Raw genomic sequence first — 26,560 nt, forward strand, 5'->3', positions numbered from 1 at the left:
GGGCCGGGCATCATGCCCGGCCCGACACTGCCGGAGGCGCGCGTGCTTGAACTCAACAATGTCGAAGTGATCTACAGCGAAGTCATCCTGGCCGTGAAGGGGGTGTCGCTGCGCATCAATGAAGGCCAATGCGTTGCCCTGCTGGGCGGCAATGGCGCCGGCAAGTCGACGACGCTGAAGGCGATTTCCAACGTGATTCAGACCGAGGATGGCCGCGTCACCTCGGGCAATATCCAGTTCAATGGCCAACGCATCGACAACCGCGATGCGGTGGATATCGTCGATGCCGGCATCATCCATGTGATGGAAGGCCGCCGTGTGCTGCGCCACCTCACCGTGGAGCAGAACCTGATCATCGGCGGCCACAAGGAGACCAGCCTGCGCGCAGTGCGCCAGCGACTGGACGAAGTCTATGCCCGGATCGGCCGTCTGGCGGCGCTGAAGGACCGTACCTCGGGCTACCTCTCAGGCGGCGAGCAGCAGATGCTGGTGATCGGCCGTGCCATGATGGCCCGCCCCAAGCTGATGCTGATCGACGAGCCATCCCTGGGCCTGGCGCCGCTGATGGTGGACGAAGTCTTCGCGGTGCTGCAATCGCTGAAGGAATCCGGCGTCACGTTGCTGGTGGTGGAGCAGAATGCCCGCGTTGCCCTGGCCTTGGCCGATTACGGCTATGTCATGGAAAATGGCCATATCGTGCTTGAAGGTGCTGGCGATGAACTGCGCAGCAACGAGGATGTGCGGGAATTCTATCTCGGCCTCAATATCGAGGGCGAGCGCAAGAGCTACCGCGACGTCAAGCATTACCGCCGGCGCAAGCGCTGGCTCGGCTAAGCTGCCAGAGCTGCCTGCGCCTATTGGCGCAGGTCTCGCACCAGCGGTGCCTCCGGGGGCAGTTCTGCGGCTGTCACGATTTCCACATGATCGGCCTTGAGGCGGGACAATTCGCGGAACTTTGCCTGCGCCGGCTCGGTCACACCGGCGGCATCGGTTTCATCCTGCAGCGACAGGCGCAGGGTGACGCAGTCCCGGTGGCCTTCTCGGCTGATCGAGGCTTGAGCCCGCAGCACCCCCGGAATGGCGATGGCAAGGTCTTCCAGTTGGCGCGGATAGATGAAGATTTCCCGCGCCTTCACCGATTGCCCGACGCGGCCCTGCAACATCGAGATATGCGCCACGCTACCATCGCCATGCAGTTCGCGGGCAATGGCGACATCGCCGGTGCCGAAACGGATCAGTGGCCAGCCCGGGCGCAACGTGCTGACCACGATCTCTCCTGGCTCGCCTATAGGCAGCGGCAGACCGCTTACGGGGTCGCAGATCTGCACGATACGGTCGGGATGGGTTTCATACCCCTCCTTTCCGGGGCGCTCAAAGCCGATCAGGCCAAAATCTGCCGTGGCATAGACCGAGAAGGTACGGATGCCATAACGCGCCTCAAGCCGACGCCGCTTGCCCATCCAGTCGCCGAACTCGCCGCCCAGGAAGGCCGAGGTGACACTCCAGTCGCGTGGCAGCTCATGTCCGGCCTGTTCCAGCGTTTCAGCCAGGGTGACGAAATAGGCAGTCGCGGCGCAGATGCAGGTGACGCCAAGGTCGCGCACCAGCTTGGCCTGCATCTCGCTGCCGCCGGTACCAGCAGGGATCACTGTGGCGCCGGTATTGCGTATGCCTTCATCCAGCAGCAGGCCGGCCGGCACAAGGTGGTAGGACCAGGTGTTCAGCACCACATCGCCTTTGCCGATGCCGGCAGCGGCGAAGGCAGCGCCGAAACCGAAGGCATCATCTTCGCTGCGCAATTGCGGTTCATTGATCGGGCCTGGCGATACAAAGATACGCTCGATATCTGCGGGATCGGCAGCAAGGAAGCCGCCATAAGGCGGTGCCTTGCGCTGCTGCTCGATCATCGCTTCCTTCTTGAACACGGGCAGGCGGCTAAGGTCCGCAGCATTGCCAAGCTGCTCGGGACGCAAGCCGGCGCCATCGAACAGGGCGCGGATTGCCGGAGCGCGCTCATAAGCCCGGGCCTGGATGGCGCGCAGCCGGGTGAAACGGTCGTCGGTCATCGTGGCGCTCTCCCGGATCAGCGGCCAGTGAAGCGCGGCTGGCGCTTTTCCTCGAAGGCGGCCAGTCCTTCCTTCAGGTCGGCGCTCTGGGCATGCAGCTCGGAGGCCAGCAATTCCAGGCGCAGTGCCTGGGCGGTGGGCTGCTCCAGCCCGTCATCCACCAGAGCCTTTACGCGTCGCAGCACCAGCGGGCTTTTCACCGCCAGCTTGGCCACCAGGCGGCCGGCAGCGGCCATCAGGTCGGTATCCTCCACTACCTCGTTCACCAGCCCAGCCGGTACCAGATCGGTAGCCGGAACCGACTCACCAGTAAACAACAGATATTTCGCCCGGGTGGGACCGATCTTGCGCGGCAGCCGAACCGACGAGCCGCCGCCCGGCAACAGGCCAAAATTGGCATGGGCATCGCCGATGCGGGCCGAGCGTGCTGCTATGACCAGATCGCAGCACAGCAGCAACTCCAACCCGCCGGCCAGCGCCAGTCCATTCACCGCCGCGATCACTGGACGCGGACAGCTTTCCAGGCGCGTCATCATGTGCAGCACAGAATCCAGGAATATACTGACATTTCTCTCATCCTGGCCGCTGGTGGCGCGTACGAATTTGAGGTCGGCGCCGGCACAGAAGGCACGGCCATTGCCGGTCAGCACCACGGCGCGGATGTCATCTTGTTCCGCGCGGTCAAGCGCCTGTTCGATGCCGGCGACAATGGCCGGAGTAATCGAGTTGAGCGCGGTGGGGCGGTTCAGGCAGATCCAGACCGCACCATCGCGGACTTCGACCAGCACGCTGGAATCGACAGGTGCGTTCATGGCTTTCCTCCAGTTATTGACTCATGAGTCATTAAATAATATTGTAAGTCATATTGTAGACCATATAGAAATATTGGCAAGCACCGCGACGCTTTCGCACGGGTGCCGTAGCCGTCGGGCAAAGCGAGGGAGGGAAAGATGGAACAGGTATATGTCGTTGGCGTCGGTATGACGCCGTTCGGGCGCCAGCTCGACAAAACGATCAAGGGCATGGCGCAGGATGCCGTGCAGGGTGCGCTGAAGGATGCCGGGCTGGAGCGGCAGCCAGCGGAGGCGGCGTTCTTTGCCAACTCGACTCAGGGCCATATGGAACGCCAGCATATGATCCGCGGCGAAGTGGTGATGCGCAGCATGGGCGTTGGCGGCATTCCCGTGGTGAATGTGGAGAATGCCTGCGCCAGTGCGGCGACGGCATTCAACCTAGCGGTCAATTTCCTCAAAGCCGGCGAAGGCGATGTGGCGCTGGCGCTCGGGTCCGAGAAGATGTTCTCGACGGACCGCGAGCTGATGTTCTCCGCTTTCGACGGCGCCTGGGATGTGGCGGACGTGACGGCGATCAAAGATCGTCTGCTCAAGCTCGGCGATGGCGTCGAGGTGCCGGAGGGCACTACGTCGCCGAAGCCCTACAGTGCCTTCATGGATGTGTATGCGGCTTTCTCCCGTTCGCATATGAAGCGCTTCGGCACCACCCAGCGCCATCTGGCTGCGGTGGCGGCCAAGAACCATACCCATTCGGTGCATAACCCGCTGTCGCAGTTCCGCGATGCTTATACGGTGGAGCAGATTCTTGCTGCGCCGCCAATCACCTATCCGCTCACCCTGCCGATGTGCTCGCCGATATCGGATGGTGCTGCCGCGGCTCTGCTGGTGACCGAGGCTGGCCTGCGCCGTCTTGGCATCGACAAAAGCCGTGCCATCAAGGTTCTGGCCAGCGTGCTGCAGACCGGCAGCGACCGCGATCCGTCGGAAGTGGAAAAGCATTGCACGGCGCTTGGCTCCAAGCGCGCCTATGAGAAGGCCGGCGTCGGTCCGAAGGACATTTCGGTTGCCGAGGTGCATGACGCGACCGCGATGGGCGAGATCATCCAGATCGAGAATCTGGGCTTTTGCGATTTCGGTGAAGGCGGGCCGATTTCCGAGCGCGGCGAAACCACGTTGGGCGGCCGTATTCCGGTCAACCCGTCGGGCGGCTTGGAATCCAAGGGCCATCCGGTCGGCGCCACCGGTCTGGCACAGGTCTATGAACTGGTGATGCAGCTTCGTGGTGAAGCCGGCGCGCGCCAGGTCGAGGGTGCCAAGCTGGCACTGGCCGAAAATGGCGGCGGCTTGCATGGCATCGAGGAAGCGGTTGCCAGCGTCATCATTCTCGGTCGCTAACACACAGTATTTCAGTCTGGGAGGATACAATGAATTTGCAGAACAAGGTTGCCGTGGTCACCGGCGCCGCATCGGGTTTGGGATTTGGTACCTGCAAGGCCTTGGCCGCTGCTGGCGCCAAGATCGTCGGCCTGGATCGCGACAAGGAAAAGCTGGCGACTCTGGCTGCTGAACTCGGCGCCAATGGCATCACCTGTGCCGTCGACGTGGCCGATGAGGCCAGTGTGCAGGCTGGTATCGACGCGGCGATGCAGGCCTTTGGTGCCATCCATGTGGCGGTGAATTGCGCCGGCGTCGCTGATTCGGCCAAGACGCTCTCGCGCGGTCAGCCTTTCCCGATGGCCACCTGGAGCAAGGTGCTCGCAATTAATCTCACCGGTACGTTCAATGTCATTCGCTTCGCGGCACAGGCGATGAGTGCCAATCCGCCGGAGGAAAGCGGCGAACGCGGCGTCATTGTCAACACCGCTTCGGGTGCTGCCTGGCAGGGCCAGATCGGCCAGGCCGCCTACAGCGCGTCAAAGGCCGGCGTGATGGGCCTCACCCTGCCGGTGGCGCGCGATCTGGCGGAAATCGGCATCCGTGTCGTCACCATTGCGCCAGGCCTGTTCGACACCTCGATGGTGGCGGGCCTGCCGGAGAATGTGTCGCAGTCGATCATCAACCGGATGATCCTGTATCCCAGCCGCATGGGGCAGGCCTCGGAATTCGGCGCTCTGGTGCGGCATATCGCGGAAAACCAATATCTCAATGCGACCACCATCTCGCTGGATGCCGGCGCCCGCATGGCGGCGCGCTGATCACCCCAGCACAAGGATCAATCATTAGCGCGGTACCTTCCTCCCTGTGAGGCCGCGACTACCTGGCCCAGCCTTGCTGCCGCAAGGCTGGGTCTTTTTTTGATTGTCTGCCAGCCCGTATTTACCGTTGACTCCATCCTTAATGTACTATCAGTATAACAATAGTACTAAGCAGGGGCGAAGCGGACATGGTGGCTGCGGGCGGAGCTAGGGCGATAGACGAGCGTCTGCCGACGCCGTTGTATCACCAGATTCTGCTCATTCTGCGCAGCCAGATCCTGGACGGTCGCCTGCAGGCCGGCGTGCAACTGCCCGGTGAAGAAGAGCTGGCGCGGCAATTCAATGTCTCGCGAATAACGGCACGCCGCGCGCTCGCCGAATTGGCGGCCGAGGGCCTGGTGACGCGGGGCAGGGGGCGCGGCACTCATGTGGCACAGCGTTCGGACCCACCGCCGATCCGCGCTGGAGTCGAGGGGTTGCTGGAAAACCTGCTGGCCATGGGTCTCAAGACCCAAGTGACCCTGGTTGATTTCGGTTATGAGCCGGCGGCGCCAGATGTCGCCGCCGCCTTGCAGGTGCCAGCGGGCGAGGAGGTGCAACGTGCCGTGCGTGTGCGCTCTCTGGAAGCCGGGCCCTTCTCCTACCTCACCACCTATGTGCCAGCCGATATCGGGCGTAAATTTTCGCGCAAGGAATTGGCACAGCAGCCGCTGCTGAGCCTGCTGGAACAATCCGGCGTCACCATCGGCGGTGCCGAACAGACCATCTCGGCCACCCTGGCCGATGCCCGCGTAGCCCCCCTGCTGCATACCGCGATAGGCGCGCCACTGCTGCGTATCGGGCGCGTGGTGCAGGATGCCGCCGGCCGGCCGGTAGAGTACATCATCGGCCTCTACAGGCCTGACCGCTATCAATTCCGCATGAGCCTCGACCGCGTGCGCGGCGAGGAGGAAAACACCTGGTCGGCCCGCGTGGCGCCGACTGCAGGGGGCAAGAGGCCGCCACGCTCCACCCGCCCAAGTGCCATCCGCAGGGAGAAATTAAAATGACAACGCCCAAGTCTGGTTTCCGCTTCACCCGCCGCCATTTCATTGCTGGTTCCGCCGTCGGTGCTGCTGCCGGTATCGGCGGCTTCCCCGCCATCCTCAAGGCGCAGCCGCGCACCATCAAGGTCGGCATCCTGCATCCGGTGACCGGCCCGCTGGCGCCCTCGGGCCAGCAATGCCGCCTCGGTGCCAAGCTGGCCATCGACACCATCAATGCCAATGGCGGTATCGCCTCGATGGGCGGGGCCAAGCTGGAGCCGATCTATGCCGACGCGCAGTCGAAGCCGGATGTTGGCGCCGCTGAGGTTGAGAAGCTGAATGAGATGGGGGCTGCTGCCATCATCGGGCCGTTCGCTTCCGGCATCGCGCTGGCCACCACCCAGGCGGCGGCCAAGCACAACATTCCGCATATCGTCGATGTCGGCGTGGTGGATCAGGTGGTGACGCGCGGCCTCACCAACACTTTCCGTTTCGGCCCAGGCCTCGGTGCCATCGTCGATAGCGCCATCGACAATCTGGTGGCACTCAACACCCAAGCCGGCAAGCCGGCCAAGACGGTGATGATCGTGCATGAGGAATCGGCTTTCGGCGCCGGCATGGCCAAGACGCTGAACGAGAAGCTGCCGGCCAAGGGGTTTGAGGTACTGGAGACCATCCCGCATGCCAACCCGACCCGCGACTTCAACAATATTGCGCTGAAGATCAAGGGCCGTAATCCGGACCTGCTGATTCCCTCCAATTACTACAATGAATTCGTGCTGTTGGCGCGCACCCTGCGGCAGCAGAAGATTCGTCCGAAGGCGATCTATGCCATCCTTGGCGGCGCTGCCTCGCAGTATCGTTTCGTTGAAGAATTCCCCGATGCAGCCGAATTCATCATGGATTGCAATCACTGGTTTGATCCGCGCAATCCGGTGGCGCTGGAACTGAAAAAGAAGGTGGAAGCCGAAAAGGCCTACTTCTCCTACGAAGTGTTCCTCAACCATGAATGCGTCCGGTTGCTGGCTGATGCGCTGGAACGCGCCGCTTCCGCCGACCGTGCCGCCATCACCCAGGCGCTGGCCGCTTCCGGCTGGAGCAACCACTTCATGCCCTATGGCCCGACCCGCTTCGTCAATGGCCAGAATGTCGGCGCCGCACCGGTGAACACCCAGGTAATCGGCAAGGATATCAAGGTGATCTTCCCGAAGGATTTCGCCAACGCCAAGCCGGTTTTCCCGGCGCCGCGCGCCTGATCCGTTGAGTGCCAGCGGGGCCGGCCAGGCCGGCCCCGTCAATCATCGGAATAGTAATGCTCGAAGTATCGATCCTGCTGCCAGCAATCCTGAACGGCCTGACGACCGGGGCGATCTATGCCCTGATCGCACTCGGGCTGACGCTGATCTACGGCGTGCTGCATATCATCAATTTCGCCCATGGCAGCCTGCTGATGCTGGCGCTTTATGGCGTGTTTTTTCTCCACAGCCTGTTCGGTATCGATCCCTATCTTGCTTTGCCAGTGGCGGCTTTGGCGCTGTTCGGTATCGGCTATGGCCTGCAACGCTTCGTCATCGGTCAGGCCAGCCATGGCAAGGATGAGAATATTCTGCTGGTGACGCTGGGCCTGTCGGTGATCATCGAGAATTTGGCGCTGTATCTCTGGCGCTCGGATACCCGCACCATCGAGACGCCGTATTCCTTCGATGTGGTGGATTTCGGCGTTGCCTTCATCGCTGTGCCGAAAGTAGTCGCCTTCATTGGCGCGCTGATCGTCGCGGGCCTGCTCTGGCTGCTGATGGCGCGGACTGATCTCGGCCGTGCCATCCGCGCGTTGGCCAAGGAGCGCCAGGGTGCCAAGCTGGTCGGCATCAATGTCGAGCATATCTTCGCCATGTCCTTCGGCATCGGCTGTGCTTGTCTCGGCATTGCTGCTTGTCTGCTGCTGCCGAGCTTCTATGTCAGCCCACAGGTCGGCCATGCCTTCGTGCTGGTGGCATTCACCGTGGTCGTACTCGGCGGCATGGGCAGCTTCATCGGTGCTTTGCTCGGCGGTCTTATCATCGGGGTCACAGAGAGCATTGGCGGCCTGTTCCTCGGCGAGAGCCTGGGGCAGCTCGGGATTTTCCTGATCTTCATCATCGTACTGCTGTTCCGGCCCACCGGACTGCTCGGGCAGAAGGCATGACCATGCGCGGCCTTGCTCCCATCCTGATTTTTGCCTTTGTGCTGGCGCCGCTGCCATTGCTGGTACAGTCGGATTTCTGGCTCACCTGGCTCACCCTGGCGCTGTTCTATGCCTATCTTGGCCAGGCCTGGAATCTGCTCGGCGGCTATGGCGGGCAGTTCTCCTTCGGCCACGCACTGTTCTTTGGTACCGGCGCCTATTGCACGGCAATCCTGCAGATCCGTTTTGGCATCAATGCCTGGGGTGGCTTTGGCCTGTCCGCCATCGCCGCCGGTGCCGTGGGTGCCGGCACTGGCTGGCTGGTGTTCCGCTATGGCCTGCGCGGCTCGTATTTCGCTCTCGTCACCCTCGCCTTCGCGGAAGTGTTCCGTATCCTGGCCAACACTTTCGCTTTCACCGGTGCTGGTGTCGGTCTGCTGGTGCCGCTGCAGCCGGGCTTCGCGCAGATGCAATTCCCGGACAAGGCCGGCTTCTTCTGGCTGCTGCTGGCGTTGGTCACGGCGGCCCTGCTGCTCACCTGGTGGCTCGAGAATGCCCGTTTCGGCGCCAGGCTGATGGCGGTGCGCGAGAATGAAGAAGCGGCCCGGGCTCTTGGCGTCGATCCCTTCGCGACCAAGCTTGGCGCCATCGTACTGTCCGGCGCATTGGCCGGCACTGGCGGTGCCATCTATGTGCAGCTTTTTCTCTACATCGATCCTGGTATCGCCTATGGCCCAGCCATGTCGGTGGAGGCATTGCTGGTGCCGATCATCGGCGGGCTGGGTACCATTTTCGGCCCGGTGCTTGGCGCCTTCGCGCTGCATGCCATTGCCGAGATCGGCCGCATGGTGTTTGGCGAAGCGCCGGGCCTGAATCTGGTGCTCTATGGCCTGCTGCTGGTGCTGATGGTGCTGTTCCTGCCCAATGGCCTGTTCGGTCTTGGCAAGGCACGGTTCGGCAGCGGTGCTCTCCGTCGTTTGTTCAAGCGGGGGCAGCATGCTTGAAATCCGGCACCTTGCGAAGAAATTTGGCGGTCTCGTCGCCACCAACGATGTCAGCTTCATTGTGCCGGAAGGTCGCATCACGGCGCTGATTGGCCCGAATGGCGCTGGCAAGACCACTATTTTTGCGCAGATATCGGGCTTCCATCGCCCCGATGGCGGCGACATTCTGTTCCAGGGGCGCTCGCTGGCTGGCATGACGCCGGAGGCGATCTGCCGGCTCGGCATCGCCCGCACCTTTCAGATCGTGCAGCCCTTCGCTGGCTTGAGCGTGCGCGAGAATATCGCCGTTGGTGCCCATCTGCATCGTGCTGGCCGCCGCGCGGCGCTGGATCATGCAGAAGCTGTGGCTAAGCAGGTCGGCCTGGCGACGCAGCTCGACAAGCCGGCAGCAGCGCTCACCGTGGCGGGCCGCAAGCGGCTGGAATTGGCCAAGGCGCTGGCCACCGACCCGAAGTTGCTGCTGCTGGATGAAGTGATGGCCGGCCTCAATCCGGCGGAGATCGACGAGATCATTCCGGTGATCCGCGGCATCCGTGCTTCTGGCGTCACCATTCTGCTGATCGAGCATGTGATGCGGGCGGTGATGAATCTGTCCGAGCATGCCTGGGTGCTGAATAATGGCAGCCTGATTGCCAGCGGCACGCCAGCCGAGATTGCCGCCGATCCGCAGGTGATCGAAGCCTATCTCGGCCATGGCGCTGCGCAACGCATGCAGGCGGACACAGCAACGGCGGGGGTGCGCCATGCTTGAAGTGCGTTCCCTGGAAGCCGGTTACGACGAGATCGCTGTTCTGCGCGGCGTCACGCTTGATGTTGCCAAGGGGGAGATCGTTGCCTTGCTCGGCGCCAATGGTGCTGGGAAATCGACGCTGAACAATAATCTTTCGGGTCTCTATCGGCCGCAGGCCGGCAACATTCGTTTTCTGGGTCAAGACATCACCGGCGCTAATCCCGACCGCATTGTCGAGGCCGGGCTGATACAGGTGCCGGAAGGTCGTCGGGTTTTTCCTAACCTGAGCGTGCGCGAGAATCTGGAGCTTGGCAGCTATCGTCGCGCTCGCGCCAGCCGTGTCGCCAATATCGAGCGCGTCTATGCCATTTTTCCACGCCTGCAAGAGCGCGCCAGCCAGCATGCCGGCACGCTCTCGGGCGGTGAGCAGCAGATGTTGGCCATTGGCCGTGGCCTGATGGCGGAACCGGAATTGCTGATCCTTGACGAGCCATCGCTCGGCCTTTCACCGCTGCTGGTGGAGGAAATGTTCGGCCTGATTCAGCGGCTGAACCGCGAGGGCCTCTCGATCCTGCTGGTGGAACAGAATGTGGTACAATCCCTGGCCATCGCGCACCGCGCCTTCGTGCTTGAGCATGGCGTGATCGCCTTGTCTGGCCCAGCGGCCGAGTTGATGAACGATCCGGGGCTCAAGGCCTCGTATCTGGGGATCTGACCATGACCCAGGCGGCAATACAGCCGGCAATGACTCTCGCTGAAAAACTGGTGGCCCGCGCCGCCGGGCGCGGCAGCGTGCGGCCGGGCGAGGTGATCACTGCCAGGGTCGATCTGGCCATGATGCACGATTCCGGTGGCCCGCGACGGGTGGCGCCGATGCTGCAGCGGCTTGGCGCCTCGGTGTGGGATCCGGAGCGCGTGGTGGTGATCTCAGATCATTATGTGCCGGCAGTGGATGCGGAGAGTGCAGGTATCCTCGATCTCACGCGCAAATGGGTGAAGGCTGCCGGCGTATCGAAGTTCCACGACATGCAGGGTATCTGCCATGTGGTGTTGCCGGAACGCGGCCATCTGCGCCCGGGCATGTTCGTGGTCGGCGGCGACAGTCACTCGCCCACAGGCGGAGCCTTCGGCGCCTACATGTTTGGCGTCGGTGCCACCGAGATGTGCGGCGTGCTGGTTACCGGCGAGATCTGGCTGCGCGTGCCGGAAACCATCCTGCTGCATTGGCAGGGCAAGCTCGCGCCGGGCGTGGTGGCGAAGGACATGATCCTAGCCATGTGTGCCAAGCTTGGCATGGATGGTGGCCGCTATCAGGCCATCCAGTATGCCGGCGACACCATCGGCAGACTGGCGATGCAGGAACGCATGACCTTGAGCAACATGGCCGCTGAGCTTGGTGCCCAAGCCGGCCTGATCGCACCCGACGCAGTGACGCGCAGCTATCTCGAAAGCGTCGGCGTGGCGTCGGAAGTCATCGATACCGCCTATTGGCAAACCGATGCTGCTGCCTGTATCGCCGAACGCCATGATTTCGATGCTTCCGAATTGGCTCCGATGGTTGCGGCGCCGCATAGCCCGGCCAATTCTGCGGCGGTCACCGAACACAGGGGCGTTGTTATCGATCAGGCCTATATTGGTGCCTGCACCGGTGCCAAGATCAACGATCTGCGTATGGCTGCCAGTGTGCTGAAGGGCCGCAAAGTGGCAAGCAGCACACGGCTGCTGATCGCGCCGGCCTCTGCCCGCACAACCGCCGAAGCCGCTGCAGACGGCACCCTGGCAATACTGGCCGAAGCCGGGGCAATCCTGTTGTCGTCAGGTTGCGGCGCCTGTGCCGGCTATGGCGCCGGTGTACTGGCCGAAGACGAAACCTGCATCGCTTCCACGGCCCGCAATTTCAAAGGCCGCATGGGGGCTGGTTCTTCCAAGGTCTATCTCGGTTCGCCTTATACGGTGGCAGCATCAGCAATTTCGGGCCGTATCTCTGATCCCCGGGAGTTTCTGTGATGGCCGGCCGGGTGTGGAAGTTTGGCGACAATATCGATACCGATGTCCTGGCGCCGGGCCTGTACATGAAAAGCCCGCTCAGTGAATTGGCCCGCCATTGTCTCGAGGCAGTGGAGCCGCGTTTCGCGGCGGAAGTGCGGCCGGGAGATGTCGTGGTCGGTGGGCGCAATTTCGGTATGGGTTCATCGCGCGAGCAGGCGGTGATGGCGTTGCGGGAGCTTGGCGTTGGCGCTGTGATCGCGCCATCATTCGCCGGCATCTTCTATCGCAATGCCCTGAATCTGGGGCTTCTCGCGCTGGTCTGCCCGCGCGCTGCCGAGATTCCCGCCGAAGCAATGCTGAATGTGGATGCAGCCAGCGCCACCCTGCGCGATACGGCCAGTGGTGCAGCATTTGACTGCGAGCCATTGCCCGTGCATCTGCTGCAGATGATCGATGATGGTGGCCTGCTGCCGCATCTGGAAAAGAAAATCAAAGCCAATAAGCTGAAGGAGGCGCAGGCATGAGCCAACTGCGCGCGAAATTGCAGGGCGGTGGCATTGTCGTCGCGCCTGGCGTCTATGACGGCCTGTCCGCCTTGGTGGCGAGCCAAGCCGGTTTCGAAGCTTTATACCTCTCGGGTGCCAGTATCGCTTATACCCGTTTCGGGCGCTCCGATATTGGTCTGGTTTCCATGACCGAGGTGGCCGATACGTTGGGGGCGATCCGCGAGCGTGTTGACACCGATATCATTGTTGATGCCGATACCGGCTTTGGCAATGCATTGAATGTGCAACGTACCGTGCATCTATTCGAGCGCAATGGTGCCGCTGGAATCCAGATCGAGGACCAGGCTTTGCCAAAGCGCTGTGGCCATCTGGATGGCAAGATACTGGTGTCCCCGGCAGAGATGGTCGGCAAGATCAAGGCCGCGTTGGATGCCCGCCGTTCAGCGGATACGCTGATCGTTGCCCGCACCGATGCCATTGCTGTCGAGGGTTTCGACGCGGCGATGGAACGCGCTGCGCGTTATGTGGAAGCTGGCTGCGATGTGCTGTTCGTCGAGGCGCCGCAGGATACCGAACAGATGCATCAAGTAACCAGCCGCTTCGGCAACCGCGTACCGTTGCTGGCCAATATGGTGGAAGGCGGCAAGACGCCGCTGCTCTCGGCAGATGAGCTGGCGGCGATTGGCTATCGCCTGGCGATCTTCCCCGGTGGCCTGCCTCGCGCATTGGCGCATTGCATGACTGCCTATTTCGCCTCGCTCAAAAGTCACGGAACTACGGCGCCATTCCGCGACCGTATGCTGGATTTCAACGCGCTCAATGCCCTGATCGGCACGCCGGAATTGCTGGCGCGTGGCCGTGCCTATGATGCCGCGCAACATGAGGGCCAACCATGATCGATCCCATCACCCTGGCGGTGTTGAAAGGCCGCCTGGAGCAGGTCGCCGACGAGATGGACGCCACCTTGTTCCGCTCTGCCTTCAATCCGATTATTGCCGAGGCGCATGACGCCAGCCACGGCCTCTATCATGCCGATACTGGCGAGACCCTGGTGCAGGGCAAGTCTGGCCTGCCGATCTTCGTCGGCGCCATGGCTTTCGCGGTCAAGGCGGTGATCGACAAGGCAGCGCGCGACGGTGATCTGCAGGAAGGCGATGTCTATATATTCAACGATCCCTATGATGGCGGCACACATCTTTCGGATTTCAAGCTGGTACGGCCGTTCTTCCGCCAGGGCAAGGTATTTTGCCATCTTGCCTCAGTCGGCCATTGGCATGATGTTGGTGGCAATGTGCCGGGTAATTACAATCCAGTTGCCACCGAGTGCTTCCAGGAAGGCATGGTGATTCCGCCGGTGAAGCTTTATGCCGCAGGCGTGCTGCGGCAGGACGTCGTGGATATTCTGCGCGCGAATACGCGGCTGCCGGATAGCCTTTATGGCGACATGAACGGCCAGGTGAACGCACTGGATCTTGGCGCTCGCCGCCTGCATGCCTTGCTCGATGAGTACGGCGACGCGACGGTGGCCGAGACGCTGGTTGAACTGAAGCGGCGTGCCGCGCTGCAATTCCGCAGCCTGCTGCGCGAACTCCCGGATGGCCGCTATGCGGCTGAGGATTTCCTCGATAATGACGGCATCCGCGACGAGGCCCTGCGCATCGGACTTGAGGTGGTGATCGAGGGAGAGGGGCTGACGCTCGATTTCACACGCACGTCGCCGGCCTGTGCCGGTCCGGTGAATATCGCGCGTTCAACGGCGATTGCCGCCTGCTATGTTGCCATCAAGCACATTTTCCCCGATGTGCCGGCGAATTCAGGCGTACTCGAGCCGGTGAAATTCATCATCCCGGAAACCAGCCTGATCAGCGTGAAGGCGCCGAAGCCGGTCGGCGGTTATACCGAAACCATTCTGCGCCTGATCGATGTGATCTTCGCGGCTTTTGCGCAGATTGCGCCGCAGCGGGTGAATGGCTGCGCCTATGGTACCATCAATGCGCTGTCGCTGGCCGGGCACCGCAAGGACGGCCGGCGCTGGGTGATGTTCAGCTTTTTCGGCGGCGGCCATGGTGGTCACCCCCTTGGCGATGGCCTAAACCACGGCAATGCACCGATCTCGATGGCGACGATCCCGCCGCTTGAAATTCTGGAAGCCGCCTATCCCGTATTGTTCACTGAGTGGAGCTTGCGTGCGGATAGCGGTGGTGCCGGCAGGCATCGTGGTGGCCTGGGTGCTGTCTATGAAATCGAATTGCTGGAAGAACAGGCAGACCTGTTTCTGTTCGGCGAACGCGGCAAATATGCGCCAGCCGGTGTACTCGGCGGTCATGCGGCGCAACGCAATCGTTTCCTTTATCCGAAGAATGGCGAAGTGGTCGAGCCGGCCATGGTATCGAAGCTGCATGACGCAAAGCTGAAGAAGGGGGAGCGCATTCGCTTGGAGACGCCGGGTGGCGGTGGCTATGGCCCGCCGGCGGAACGCAAGCCAGAGCGGATCGCCGAGGATTTGCGGCTTGGCTATGTCACCGAGGCCGGCCTGGTGCGTGATTATGGCCGCAAGGCCAAGGAGGCGGCGGAATGACCGAGCAAAGCAGTATCCCTCGCTTCGCCGTTGGTGTGGATGTCGGCGGTACTTTCACCGATGTGTTCTTCATGGATGAAGCAAACGGCCGTATCGATATTGCCAAAGTGCCATCGACGCGCGGCGATCAGGCTACGGGTTTCATCGAGGGTCTGCGTACCAAGGTCTCGCCCAAGCAGATTGCTACCGTAGTGCATGGTACCACGGTAGGCACCAATGCACTGCTGGAGCGTAAAGGTGCGCGTACTGGCATCATCACCACACGCGGTTTCCGCGATGTGCTGGAGATGCGTCGGCGCGACCGCCCGAATACCTGGGGCCTGTGGGGCCAGTTCATGCCGGTGGTGCCGCGGGATCTGCGGTTGGAAGTCTCTGAGCGCGTGCTGGCGGATGGCACGGTGCGCGAAAGCGTCAGACCGGAAGAAGTGCAGGCCATGGCGCGCGAGTTGCTGGCGCGCGGCGCCGAAGCCGTAGCGGTGGTGTTCATCAACGCTTACGCCAATCCGGAGAATGAGCGTGCCGCGCTGGCTGCCGTCCGCGAGGTATGGCCGAATGCCTATGTCACCGCCTCCAGTGACATTCTGCCCGAGATTCGCGAATTCGAGCGCACTTCCACGGCGGCCTTGAATGCCTACCTGCAGCCACCTGTCGGCAGCTATCTGCGCAAGCTGGAAAGTCGTCTGCAAGACGATGGCTTCGGCGGACAGCTTCTCATCGTGCAGTCGAATGGTGGCGTGATGAGTGTGGATAGCGCCGCCAGCCGGCCGGTGCGAACCGCACTTTCCGGGCCGGCGGCGGGTGTCATTGCCTGTCAGCATATCGCGGTTGCGGCCGGCTTCCCCAATGTCGTTACCTGCGATATGGGCGGCACCAGCTTTGATGTGTCGTTGATTGCCGGCGGCGAGCCGGCGATGAGCGCCCAGACAGCGATCGATTTCGGCATGGTGGTGCGCGCGCCGATGATCGAGATCACCACCATCGGCGCCGGAGGCGGTTCGATCGCCTGGATCGATCGCGGCGGCATCTTGCAGATTGGCCCGGAAAGTGCTGGCTCCGATCCCGGCCCCGTTGCCTATGGCCTGGGCAACGACCGTCCGACCGTGACCGATGCCAATGTGGTGATGGGCCGCATCGATGCCGAACGTCCGATTGGCGGTAAGCTGAAGCGTCTGGATGTCGAGGCAGCGAAGGCGGCCATTGCCAAGCATATCGCGGAGCCGCTCGGGCTCGACGTCATGGCAGCGGCGGAAGCCATCATCCGCGTCGCAAATTCACGCATGGCCGGGGCGATCCGGCTGGTTTCCATAGAGCGCGGCCATAATCCGCGCGATTTTGCCGCCATGCCGTTTGGCGGCGGCGGTGCGTTGCATGTTGGTGCGCTGATCAAGGAAGTTGGTCTTGCTTCGGCCCTGGTGCCGCGCTTCCCCGGTGTTACCTCGGCGCTTGGCTGTGTCATTGCGGATATGCGCCATGATTTCGTCCGCACGGTGAATCGCACCCTGGATGAACTTGATCCGGTCGTGCTCGATACGGCGATCGCCGAGGCGGCGGGCGATGGCCTGCGGCTGCTTGATCAAGCCGGCATCGCCTTCGAAGGCCGCGCCATCCAGGTCGAACTGGATATGTCCTATCTCGGCCAGACGCATACTGTGGCGGTACCTTTGCCGGGGGATTTCAACCAGAGCTTTGCGCTCAACCGCAACGGCATCAAGGAGGCTTTCGAAGCTGCCTATGCCGCAGCCTTCGGCCGCGTGCTGGATAAGATCGGTATCCGCGTGCTGAACCTGCGGGTCGCGGCTATAGGCAAGCGCAAGAAGTTTGATCTGGCCCTGCTGGCGCCACCCAGCGAGGGCTCGCTGGCGGCAGCCAAGCGCACCACGCGCAAAGTCTGGCTTGATGGGGCCTGGCATGAGGCCGGCATCTATCGCCGTTTGGAACTGCCACTCGGCGCCGTGGTACCTGGCCCGGCAATACTCGAGCAGCCGGATACTACCATCCTGATTGAAGCTGATCTGGTCGGCGAAGTGGATGCTCATGGCAATCTGATCGTGAAGCGGAAGACTTGAAGACATGGCCGATTTCGACCTTCGCCATACCGCCTTGCTTATTGTCGATCTGCAGAATGATTTTCTGCATCCGAAGGGCGCCTATGCGCGCGGCGGCGCCGTGCTGCCCGATGCAGCAAATCTGGTGCCGAACATGCGGTTGGTCACCGAGGCTATGCGCGCCAGAGGTGGCGTCATCATCTCGACTCAGTTCACCCTGGTGCCGGGACGCGGTGGTGAGCCGCTGATCAGCCCGCATCTCAAGCAGTTGCGCCCTTTCCTAGCCAAGGGTGATTTCCAGCCCGGTGCCTGGGGGCATGGCCTGGTGGATGAACTGGCGCCGGCGGATTTCGTGATCGAAAAGGTGGCTTACTCCGCCTTCTACATGACCAGGCTGGAATTCGTGCTGCGCAAGCTCGGTATCGAAAGCCTGCTGATCGGCGGCATTGTTACCAATGGCGGCGTTGCCAGCACATTGCGCGATGCCCATGTACGCGATTTCCATGCCAGTCTGCTCACGGATGGTTGTGCGGCTTTCAGCCGCGAAGCGCATGAGGCCAGTATCGCCTCGCTTGGCACTATCGCGCCAAAGCTCACCTGTGCCGAGGCGGCGGCACGGATAAAAGCCGCATGATCCCAATGCACTGAGGCTCGTGCCATGAACCGTGTACTGCCAGCGTCCGGTATTGATTTCCCGTTACATGTACCGGTGCTGGTGATCGGCGCCGGTGCCTGTGGTCTCACTGCAGCCCTGGCGGCTCATGATGCCGGCGCAGAAGTTCTGGTGCTGGAGCGCGATCCGAGCCCCAGCGGCTCCACCGCCATGTCATCGGGCATGATCCCGGCGGCTGGCACCAGCTTGCAGCAGAAAAGCGGCGTGGTTGATTCTGCCGCATTGATGGCCGCCGATATCCAGGCCAAGGCGCACGGTGAGAATGATCCGGCCATGGTCGCGGCGATCTGCGCCGCCTCCGGCGCCACAGTGGATTGGCTGGTACACAAGCATCGCGTGCCGCTCACCCTGGTCGAAGGGTTTCTCTATCCCGGCCACAGCGTTGCGCGCATGCATGCGCCGGTCTCGCGCAGTGGCGCTGATTTGATTGCCGGATTACTCGCGGCCACTGGAGCCTCCGGCATTGATATCGTCTGCGATGCCATTGTCACCACACTGTTTTCCGAAGCGGACGGCCGTATCCGTGGCGTGACATTGCGGCGGCCGGATGGCAGTGAGGAACGCATAGGCTGCACTGCGCTGGTGCTGGCCTGCTCCGGTTTTGGTGGGAATACCGATTTGGTGGCGCGCCATATCCCAGAGATGGCTGGCGCATTGTATTATGGCCACACTGGTAATCGCGGCGATGCGCTGCTCTGGGGTGAGCAGCTCGGCGCCGGTGTCGGCAATCTTGGCGCTTACCAGGGCCATGGCTCGCTGGCCTCGCCGCATGCCATCCTGATCACCTGGGCCTTGATGATCGAAGGTGGCTTCCAGGTGAACGCGAGGGCTGAGCGCTTTTCCTGCGAGCACGATGGCTATTCCGAGCAGGCGATGCGTGTCATCCAGCAGCCCGGTGGGGTGGCTTGGAATATCTATGACGAGCGCCTGCACAAGCTGGGCCTCGATTTCGAGGATTATCGTGAGGCGGTTAATGCTGGTGCGGTCAAATCCGCCACCGATATCGCAACATTGGCGAGTGCGTGCGGCCTGCCTGGCGAGGCGTTGGCGGCAAGCCTGGCCGAGACGCGGCGTCTCGCAGCGGGCGAGGGGAGGGATCGTTTCGGCCGCGATTTCACCGGCAAGCCGCCGCTTGTCGGGCCGTATTTTGCGGTGAAGGTCACCGGGGCGCTGTTTCACACCCAGGGCGGCCTTGCCATAGATACTGAGGCTCGCGTGCTGCGGCCGGATGGTTCCCCCTTGCCGAACCTGTTCGCCGGCGGTGGCGCCGCCTGTGGCATATCTGGACGGGGCCGCGATGGCTACCTGTCTGGCAACGGCCTGCTTGCCGCCACCGTGCTCGGCGCCAAGGCTGGGCGCTCTGCGGCCGGCCTTTCCTGACCGTTATATAACTGATTGTATTTATTGAAATAAGTCGTTTCTCGGCGGCGTTTTCTACCTAGGCATTCAGGAGGGTTGCGCCAGCAATCTTGACTGGGTTGCGCCTATTGCTAATAGTGGCGCTACCTTTTTCTGGCCCTGCCATTATACAGCCCTGGAGCCTGCCGTGCCGGTCACCACTATTGGCGTCAAGATCGACGACGAGCTGAAGCAACGATTGAAACTGGCTGCCGAGGGCATGGGCCGTTCGCCACATTGGCTGATCAAGCAGGCGATCTTCTCGGTGCTGGAACGGGTAGAGCGCGGGGATACGCTGCAGGATCTGTTCGGTGACAGCCGGGCCGTGGATGTTTCAGAGGTGAGTGCGGCAGCAGAAGCACCCCAGCCGCCGTTCCTGGAATTCGCCCAATCGGTTCAGCCGCAGAGCGTGTTGCGGGCCAAGATCACCGCCGCCTATCGCCGCCCGGAAACCGAATGCCTGCCGCAACTCATCGCCGAAGCATCGTTGCCCAAGGCGGTGACAGCAGCAGCGCGCGATCTTGCCACCCGGCTGGTCGAACGGCTGCGCGACAGGGACCAGTCCGGTGGTGTTGAGGGCCTGATTCACGAATATTCGCTGTCCAGTCAGGAAGGTGTGGCGCTGATGTGCCTGGCCGAGGCATTGCTGCGCATCCCTGACCGCGCCACGCGCGATGCATTGATCCGCGACAAGATCGGCCATGGCGACTGGGAAGCGCATCTCGGCAACAGCCGTTCGCTGTTCGTGAATGCTGCCACCTGGGGTCTGCTGATTACCGGCCGCCTCGCCAGCACCAATAGCGGCAAGTCGCTTTCCGGGGCGCTTGGCAAGTTGATTGCCAAGGGCGGCGAACCGCTGATCCGCAAGGGTGTCGATATCGCCATGCGCATGATGGGCGAGCAGTTCGTTTGCGGCCAGAGCATAGCCGACGCCCTGGCCAATAGCCGCAAATGGGAAGCGCTGGGTTTTCGCTACTCCTACGACATGCTGGGCGAGGCAGCGGTCACGGCGGCGGATGCGCAACGCTATTATGCGGATTACGAACAGGCGATCCACGCCATTGGCAAGTCGGCGGCGCGACGCGGCATTTATGAGGGGCCCGGTATCTCGGTGAAGCTGTCGGCGCTGCATCCGCGTTACAACCGCGCCAATCTCGATCGCGTGAAAACCGAACTGTTGCCGCGACTGAAGGCGCTGACCCTGCTGGCGCGGCGCTACGATATCGGCCTCAATATTGATGCGGAGGAAGCGGATCGTCTGGAAGTTTCGCTCGATCTGCTGGAAAGCCTCTGCTTCGATCCAGAGTTGGCGGGTTGGAACGGCATCGGCTTCGTGGTGCAGGCTTATCAGAAGCGCGCGCCCTTCGTACTCGACTGGATCATTGATCTGGCGCGCCGCAGCGGTCATCGGGTGATGGTGCGGCTGGTCAAGGGTGCCTATTGGGACAGCGAAATCAAGCGTGCCCAGGTGGATGGCTTGGAAGGCTTTCCTGTTTTCACCCGCAAGGTACATACCGATGTGTCGTATCTGGCCTGTGCCCGCAAGCTGCTGGCGGTGCCGGATGCGGTCTACCCGCAATTCGCCACCCATAATGCGCAGACGCTTGCCACCATTCATGCGATGGCCGGCGAGAACTATTATGTCGGCCAGTATGAGTTCCAATGCCTGCATGGCATGGGCGAGCCGCTGTATCAGGAGGTGGTGGGCCGCGACAAGCTGAACCGGCCTTGCCGGATTTATGCCCCGGTGGGTACCCATGAGACGCTGCTGGCCTATCTGGTGCGGCGCCTGCTGGAGAATGGCGCGAATACCTCTTTCGTCAACCAGATCGCCGACACTGCGATACCGGTTGAGAAGTTGACCGCCGATCCAGTGGAGGCGGCACGCGCCATCCAGCCGCTCGGTGCGCCGCACCCGAAGATTGCACTGCCATGTGACATGCTTGGTGCTCGCCGCAATTCCACCGGCCTGGATCTCACCAATGAGCAGCGCCTGGCGTCACTTTCCGCAGCCTTGCTTTCAGGTGTGGATCAAGGCTGGCGCGCGGAGCCGTTGCTGGCCGATGGTGCGGTGACAGAAGGCGATACACTGCTGGTACGTAATCCCGCCAATCGCAACGATGTGGTTGGTCGCGTGGTGGTGTCGGATGAAGCCCTGGTCAGCCGGGCTGTTGCCGGCGCGGTCGCTGCCGCGCCGATCTGGCAGGCAACGCCGCCGGCAGAGCGGGCGCAATGCCTGCATGCCGCTGCCGATCTGCTGGAAGAGCGGATGCCATTACTGTTGGGTCTGATTGTACGCGAGGCTGGCAAGTCATTGCCGAATGCCATCGGCGAGGTGCGCGAGGCTGTCGACTTCCTGCGCTACTATGCAGATGCCGTGGCGAGAGACTTTTCCAACGATACGCATCGACCGCTGGGGCCAGTGGTCTGCATCAGCCCGTGGAATTTCCCGCTCGCCATCTTCATGGGGCAGGTGGCGGCAGCACTTGCGGCGGGCAATGTGGTTGTCGCCAAGCCGGCAGAGGAGACGCCGCTGATCGCGGCCCAGGCCGTACATATCCTGCGCGAAGCCGGCGTGCCGCCGGGCAGCATTCAGCTAGTGCCAGGCGATGGCCGCATTGGCGCCGCGCTGGTGGGCGATACGCGCATCCGTGGTGTGATGTTCACCGGCTCCACCGAGGTGGCTCGTCTGATCCAGAAGCAATTGGCGCCGCGCCTGACGCCTGATGGCAACCCGATCCCGCTGGTCGCGGAGACCGGTGGCCTCAATGCGATGATTGTCGATTCTTCGGCGCTGCCGGAACAGGTGGTGGCCGATGTGCTGGCCTCGGCTTTTGACTCCGCAGGCCAGCGTTGCTCTGCGCTGCGGGTGCTGTGCCTGCAGGAAGATATTGCCGATCACGTCCTGGCGATGCTGAAGGGTGCCATGGCCGAGCTTGCCATTGGCTCGCCGGATCGGCTTTCGGTAGATATCGGCCCGGTGATCACGGCAACGGCGCAGCAATCCATTCAGGCCCATATCGATGAGCTGAGGGCCAAAGGCTGCCGCGTGACGCAGCTAGAACTCCCCGCTCAGGCAAGGTTCGGCAGCTTCGTACCCCCGACTATAATCGAATTGCCTCGGATTACCGATCTGGCCCGCGAAGTATTTGGCCCGGTGCTGCATGTGGTGCGCTTCCCTCGCGATGAAGTCGATGCCCTGATCGCGGATATCAACGCATCCGGCTATGGCCTCACCTTTGGTGTGCATAGCCGCATCGAAGAGAGCATTGCCCATATCACGCAGGGCATCGCAGCCGGCAATCTTTATGTCAACCGCAACATTATCGGGGCCGTGGTCGGCGTGCAGCCTTTCGGCGGCCAAGGCCTCTCGGGCACCGGACCGAAAGCAGGCGGGCCGCTGTATCTGCGTCGCCTGCTGTCTTCTGTGCCACGGATGTCGACGCTGACCGGAGCTGCGGCAGCCCAGCCGGCCAAAGATTTCCTGACTTGGCTGTTGGCCCAAGGCCATGCAGAGGAAGCGCAGATCTGCCAGGATTACATCCAGCGCAGCCCGTTGGGGTATATGGGCGATCTGGCCGGTCCCGTGGGTGAGCGCAATGTCTATACCTTGCTGCCACGCGGCAATATTCGCTGTGTGCCGCAATCGCGCTCTGGCCTGTTCACGCAGATTGCCGCCGTGTTGGCTACCGGTAACCGGGCCATCCTGCCGCAGCAGCTTGCCTTCCCGGAGGCGTTGGCTAGTTTGCCGCCTGGCTTGCAGCCGTGGTTGCTGCAGGATGATTCTGAGCCGGATATTGCTGCCGTGTTGTTTGAAGGTGATGGCGATGCACTGAGCCGGCTGGCGCAACAGCTTGCCGAAAGCCTGCCGCGCGTGGTGCCGATTTTCGGCAGACCTGCTGCGTCACATTCAGGTGATGCAGGCTACCCGCTGGAATTCCTGGTGGCCGAACGTGCGATCAGCACCAATACGGCGGCGGCTGGTGGCAATGCCAGCCTGATGAGCATCGGCTGAAGCGAGGGTTACTCGGCAGATTGCTTGGGGTCGTGATCAAGATGGCCGACAATGCTGTCGGACACATCATGCAGATGCTCTTTCATCGCTGCGGCGGCCGCGTCCGGATTGCCTGACATCAGGCAGCGCACGATGCGGTCGTGATGTTCCGCCGCACCTTCGCTCAGCTTCTCGTATTCGTTGGCGCGATGCCGGGCCCGATGTACATGCCACATGATATGCTCATGCATGTCGGCCAGGGTTTTGTTTTCGGCGCCCAGCACGATGGCGCGATGAAATTCATCATTCAGGCGATAATAGGTCGAGGGATCGTGCTGATGCGCGGCGGCGTTCATGCGCATATGCAGCAGGTTGATCTGCTCCAGCACCGCCGGCGGTCGGGTCATCGCCACTTTCGCAGCGGCTGCCTGCTCCAGTGCGGAAAGCACTTCCATTTTCTCGGCCACATCGGGCTGTGTCGGGTCGGTGACCACGGCACCGACATGCGGCACCAGTTCCACCAGGCCTTCAGCTTCCAGGATTTTCAGCGCGTCGCGCATCGGCGTGCGTGAAATGCCAAACTCGGCGCAGAGCAGAGGCTCCGGCAGTCGTTCGCCAGGACGCCAGCGGCCTTCCACGATGTCACGGCGGATATGCGGCAGCACCTGTTCATGCATCGGCTCGCGGCTGATCACCGTGCGCCGCATTGGAAGGTCGCTCGGTTCGGCAGCGCTGCGCGGAAGGGCAGCGATTTTAGTCATCACGTCCAATCCTCGTTCCTCACCGATTCTATCTGCCGGCCTTCCCACTTACCCCTTATTGGGGAGGGAGAGAGGCTTTGGCAAGCCCATACGTGTGCCTGAATAAGGAGCAATACTGGTTCAGGCAAATTCTTGTGCATTTGATGTTTGACTCTCGTCAAACAGATCGTATACGATATTCATTATACGATGATTGGGCCGACAGTATAGGCCTAATTGTTGAAATTATTGCAAAATTTATGTCTCGGGGATGACGAGTCAGATGGCGAATGGGACGATCGACGCTGCCGCTACCGGAAAAAGCCGCCCCCAGGGCGTCGGTAATGCAGTCCTTCGGGTCGAGGATCGGCGCTTTCTTGAGGGCAAGGGCGAGTATCTCGCCGACCTAAATATCCCCGGCACCTGGGACCTGGCTTTCCTGCGCAGCCCCGTCGCCCATGCCAGGCTCAAGGGCGTCACGATCCCCGAACAATATCGCGGCCAGGTTTTCCTGATCGACGCCATTGATTTCGCCAAGCCGATCGTCGCCGTGGGTAAGGCACCGGGCTTCAAATATTCCGAATATCCGCCGCTGGCGCGCGAGCGTATCCGTTTCGTCGGCGAGCCGATTGCCATGTGTATCGCGCCCACCCGTGCCGAAGCCGAGGATATCGCCCAGGCCTGCGAACTCGATATCGAGGAACTCCCGGCTTTGTGGGATATCGACGTGGCATTACAGCCCGGTGCGCCGACCCTGCATGATGGCTGGACCGACAATCTCTATGTCACCACCGAGATCAAGACCGGCGATATTGCCGAAGCCAAGGCGGCTGCCGCGGTTACGGTGAAGAAGTCGCTGCGCATGGGCCGCCATGTCGGCGTATCGCTGGAAACCCGCGGTGTGCTGGCGCATTACGACCGCCGGCTTGGCGAACTGGTAGTGTATTCCTCCACCCAGTTTCCGCATGTCATCCGCACCATCCTGGCGCAGGCCCTCGGCATTGCCGAATCGACTTTGCGCGTGGTGGCACCCGATGTCGGCGGCGGCTTCGGCCCAAAGAATAATTTCCAGCCCGAGGAACTGGCCGTAGCGGCGCTGGCGATGAAGCTGGGCCGACCGTTGCGCTGGCTGGAAGATCGCCGCGAGCATTTCATTGCCTCTCCCCATGCCCGTGAGCACCGCTACGAACTCACCGCCTACGCCGATGCCAAGGGCAAGCTGCTCGGCGTCGAGGGGCAGGTGACGGTGGATGCCGGCGCCTATTCAGTCTGGCCCTGGACCGCCTCGATGGAGGCCGGCATGGCCGCGGGCATCATGACCGGGCCTTACGACATCCCGATCTATCACGGCCGCGCGATTACCGTTGGCACCAACAAGTCGCCGCTCGGGCCCTATCGCGGCGTCGGTCGCACCGGCGCCTGCTTCGCCATCGAAACCCTGATCGATGCGGTGGCGCGGGCGGTGAACCGTCCGCCGGAAGATGTCCGCATCGAAAACATGGTGAAGCCGGAGCAGATGCCGTATCGCTCAGCCACCCATAAACTCTATGACAGCGGCGATTATCCGGAATGTGCGCGCCGCGCGGTGGCGGCCATCGATCCGGCCGCGATCCGCGCGCGTCAGGCCAAAGGTGAGCCAGATGGCCGCCTGATCGGCTATGGCGTTGCCAGCTATACCGAACAATCGGCCCATGGCACGGCGGAATGGGTGGCACGTGGCCTGCCGGTGGTGTTCGGCTTCGAACCGGCTTTAGGCCGCTTCACACCCGATGGCAAGCTGATCCTGTTCGTCGGTATCCAGAATCATGGCCAAGGCCTGGAAACCACCCTGGCGCAGGTGGCGAGCGAGGAGCTTGGCATTAGCGTCGAGGATGTGGTGGTACGCCATGGCGACAGCTCCACCTCGCCTTATGGCATGGGCACCTTCGCCTCCCGCAGCATGACCATGGCCGGCGGTGCCGTATCGCGCGCCTGTGCCGAACTGGCAGTGAAGGTGAAACGCATCGGCGCGCATCTGCTGCAGGCACCGGAAGATCAGGTGAAGCTTGCCGATAATGCCGCCTGGTTTGGCGATCAGTCGATCAGCTTTGCCGAGATCTGCAATGCCGCCTACCTGCATCCGGAGCGTCTGCCGGAGGGCATGGAGCCGAGCCTGGAAGCCAGTGTGGTCTACGAGCCCGGCCGCTCCACCGGCGCCTTCTCCTATGCCACCCATGCCTGCGTGGTGGCGGTGGATCCCGGCACCGGCCTTGTCGAAGTGCTGGATTACGTGGTGTGCCACGATTGCGGCACCATGGTGAACCCGTTGCTGGTGGAAGCGCAGGTGGTTGGCGGTGTCGCCCAGGGTCTCGGCACTGCGCTCTATGAGGAAATCCCCTACGACGAGAATGGCCAGCCGCTGGCCTCCACTTTCCTCGATTATCTGATTCCCGGCGCCGCCGAGGTGCCGGATGTGCGGGTGCTGCATATGGAAACCCCGTCGCCGCATACCCGCTTTGGTATCAAGGGCATGGGCGAGGGTGGCGCCATCGCGCCGCCCGCCGTGGTGGTCAATGCCATCAACGATGCCCTGCGCGGCCTGAACGTGGAAATCAGCGAAACCCCGGTCACGCCTGAGCGTTTGCTCGCTGCCCTGCTTGATGCGCGGAGCCACTAAGTC

The 26,560-nt window shown here is 62.2% G+C and carries 21 protein-coding genes; 18 read left to right on the forward strand and 3 right to left on the reverse strand.

The genetic code is table 11. The annotated features are described in order from the left end of the window. The first annotated feature begins 12 nt into the window (after nt 1-12). Nucleotides 13-834: an ABC transporter ATP-binding protein gene (locus tag V6B08_RS07795; RefSeq protein ID WP_341979354.1), complete on the forward strand. Its 822-nt coding sequence runs from the start codon at nt 13-15 to the stop codon at nt 832-834. Nucleotides 835-854: 20 nt separating this feature from the next. Here V6B08_RS07795 and V6B08_RS07800 read toward each other — a convergent pair whose 3' ends face one another. Both V6B08_RS07800 and V6B08_RS07805 read right to left on the reverse strand, forming a co-directional pair. Then, entirely contained in the window at nt 855-2,066 is a 1,212-nt protein-coding gene (locus V6B08_RS07800; RefSeq protein WP_341979357.1) for a phenylacetate--CoA ligase family protein, read from the reverse strand. Nucleotides 2,067-2,083: 17 nt separating this feature from the next. Further along, nucleotides 2,084-2,878: an enoyl-CoA hydratase/isomerase family protein gene (locus V6B08_RS07805; protein ID WP_341979359.1), complete on the reverse strand. Its 795-nt coding sequence runs from the start codon at nt 2,876-2,878 to the stop codon at nt 2,084-2,086. Nucleotides 2,879-3,016: 138 nt separating this feature from the next. Here V6B08_RS07805 and V6B08_RS07810 point away from each other — a divergent pair, with 138 nt between their 5' ends. The 16 genes from V6B08_RS07810 (at nt 3,017) to putA (ending at nt 23,182) form a co-directional block, all read left to right on the forward strand. Then, the gene (locus V6B08_RS07810; RefSeq protein WP_341979361.1) at nt 3,017-4,255 is read left to right on the forward strand and encodes a thiolase family protein; all 1,239 of its coding nucleotides are present in this window, start codon (nt 3,017-3,019) and stop codon (nt 4,253-4,255) included. A gap of 29 nt (nt 4,256-4,284) precedes the next feature. Further along, on the forward strand, nt 4,285-5,055 hold the full coding sequence (locus tag V6B08_RS07815; protein ID WP_341979363.1) for an SDR family NAD(P)-dependent oxidoreductase: 771 nt from the start codon (nt 4,285-4,287) through the stop codon (nt 5,053-5,055). A gap of 188 nt (nt 5,056-5,243) precedes the next feature. Then, the gene (locus V6B08_RS07820) at nt 5,244-6,104 is read left to right on the forward strand and encodes a GntR family transcriptional regulator (protein ID WP_341979365.1); all 861 of its coding nucleotides are present in this window, start codon (nt 5,244-5,246) and stop codon (nt 6,102-6,104) included. Beyond that, nucleotides 6,101-7,336 carry an ABC transporter substrate-binding protein gene (locus V6B08_RS07825; protein WP_341979367.1) on the forward strand — a complete coding sequence of 412 codons (1,236 nt, stop codon included), beginning with the start codon at nt 6,101-6,103 and terminating at the stop codon, nt 7,334-7,336. Before V6B08_RS07820 ends, V6B08_RS07825 begins: the two co-directional genes overlap by 4 nt. Nucleotides 7,337-7,392: 56 nt before the next feature. Continuing rightward, entirely contained in the window at nt 7,393-8,265 is an 873-nt protein-coding gene (locus V6B08_RS07830; RefSeq protein ID WP_341979370.1) for a branched-chain amino acid ABC transporter permease, read from the forward strand. Next, on the forward strand, nt 8,262-9,248 hold the full coding sequence (locus V6B08_RS07835) for a branched-chain amino acid ABC transporter permease (protein ID WP_341979372.1): 987 nt from the start codon (nt 8,262-8,264) through the stop codon (nt 9,246-9,248). The genes V6B08_RS07830 and V6B08_RS07835 overlap by 4 nt, the downstream gene beginning before the upstream one ends. Then, nucleotides 9,241-9,999 (forward strand): ABC transporter ATP-binding protein, encoded by a 759-nt coding sequence (locus tag V6B08_RS07840; RefSeq protein WP_341979373.1) that lies wholly within the window; start codon nt 9,241-9,243, stop codon nt 9,997-9,999. The genes V6B08_RS07835 and V6B08_RS07840 overlap by 8 nt, the downstream gene beginning before the upstream one ends. Next, nucleotides 9,992-10,693, forward strand: coding sequence for an ABC transporter ATP-binding protein (locus V6B08_RS07845; RefSeq protein ID WP_341979376.1), 702 nt, complete (start codon nt 9,992-9,994; stop codon nt 10,691-10,693). The genes V6B08_RS07840 and V6B08_RS07845 overlap by 8 nt, the downstream gene beginning before the upstream one ends. A gap of 2 nt (nt 10,694-10,695) precedes the next feature. After that, a complete protein-coding gene (locus tag V6B08_RS07850) occupies nt 10,696-11,985 on the forward strand; it encodes a 3-isopropylmalate dehydratase large subunit (RefSeq protein ID WP_341979378.1) in 1,290 nt (429 codons plus the stop codon). Next, the gene (locus tag V6B08_RS07855) at nt 11,985-12,491 is read left to right on the forward strand and encodes a LeuD/DmdB family oxidoreductase small subunit (RefSeq protein WP_341979380.1); all 507 of its coding nucleotides are present in this window, start codon (nt 11,985-11,987) and stop codon (nt 12,489-12,491) included. Before V6B08_RS07850 ends, V6B08_RS07855 begins: the two co-directional genes overlap by 1 nt. After that, entirely contained in the window at nt 12,488-13,369 is an 882-nt protein-coding gene (locus V6B08_RS07860; protein WP_341979381.1) for an isocitrate lyase/PEP mutase family protein, read from the forward strand. Before V6B08_RS07855 ends, V6B08_RS07860 begins: the two co-directional genes overlap by 4 nt. Continuing rightward, a complete protein-coding gene (locus V6B08_RS07865) occupies nt 13,366-15,051 on the forward strand; it encodes a hydantoinase B/oxoprolinase family protein (RefSeq protein WP_341979383.1) in 1,686 nt (561 codons plus the stop codon). The genes V6B08_RS07860 and V6B08_RS07865 overlap by 4 nt, the downstream gene beginning before the upstream one ends. Then, nucleotides 15,048-17,117: a hydantoinase/oxoprolinase family protein gene (locus tag V6B08_RS07870; protein ID WP_341979385.1), complete on the forward strand. Its 2,070-nt coding sequence runs from the start codon at nt 15,048-15,050 to the stop codon at nt 17,115-17,117. The genes V6B08_RS07865 and V6B08_RS07870 overlap by 4 nt, the downstream gene beginning before the upstream one ends. Nucleotides 17,118-17,121: 4 nt before the next feature. After that, nucleotides 17,122-17,730 carry a cysteine hydrolase family protein gene (locus tag V6B08_RS07875; RefSeq protein ID WP_341979387.1) on the forward strand — a complete coding sequence of 203 codons (609 nt, stop codon included), beginning with the start codon at nt 17,122-17,124 and terminating at the stop codon, nt 17,728-17,730. 24 nt (nt 17,731-17,754) lie between these two features. Beyond that, nucleotides 17,755-19,149, forward strand: a complete 1,395-nt coding sequence (locus V6B08_RS07880) for an FAD-dependent oxidoreductase (protein WP_341979389.1) — start codon at nt 17,755-17,757, stop codon at nt 19,147-19,149. Nucleotides 19,150-19,315: 166 nt separating this feature from the next. After that, nucleotides 19,316-23,182, forward strand: coding sequence for a trifunctional transcriptional regulator/proline dehydrogenase/L-glutamate gamma-semialdehyde dehydrogenase (gene putA, locus V6B08_RS07885; protein ID WP_341979391.1), 3,867 nt, complete (start codon nt 19,316-19,318; stop codon nt 23,180-23,182). Nucleotides 23,183-23,190: 8 nt separating this feature from the next. On the opposite strand, the gene V6B08_RS07890 is transcribed toward putA, so the two are convergent. Beyond that, on the reverse strand, nt 23,191-23,922 hold the full coding sequence (locus V6B08_RS07890; RefSeq protein WP_341979393.1) for a GntR family transcriptional regulator: 732 nt from the start codon (nt 23,920-23,922) through the stop codon (nt 23,191-23,193). Between the two features lie 262 nt (nt 23,923-24,184). Between V6B08_RS07890 and V6B08_RS07895 the strand changes: the two genes are divergently transcribed. Then, entirely contained in the window at nt 24,185-26,557 is a 2,373-nt protein-coding gene (locus V6B08_RS07895) for a xanthine dehydrogenase family protein molybdopterin-binding subunit (protein WP_341979396.1), read from the forward strand. Nucleotides 26,558-26,560: the final 3 nt, after the last annotated feature.

Source organism: Ferrovibrio sp. MS7 (assembly GCF_038404985.1).
Taxonomy (GTDB): Bacteria; Pseudomonadota; Alphaproteobacteria; order Ferrovibrionales; family Ferrovibrionaceae; genus Ferrovibrio; species Ferrovibrio plantarum.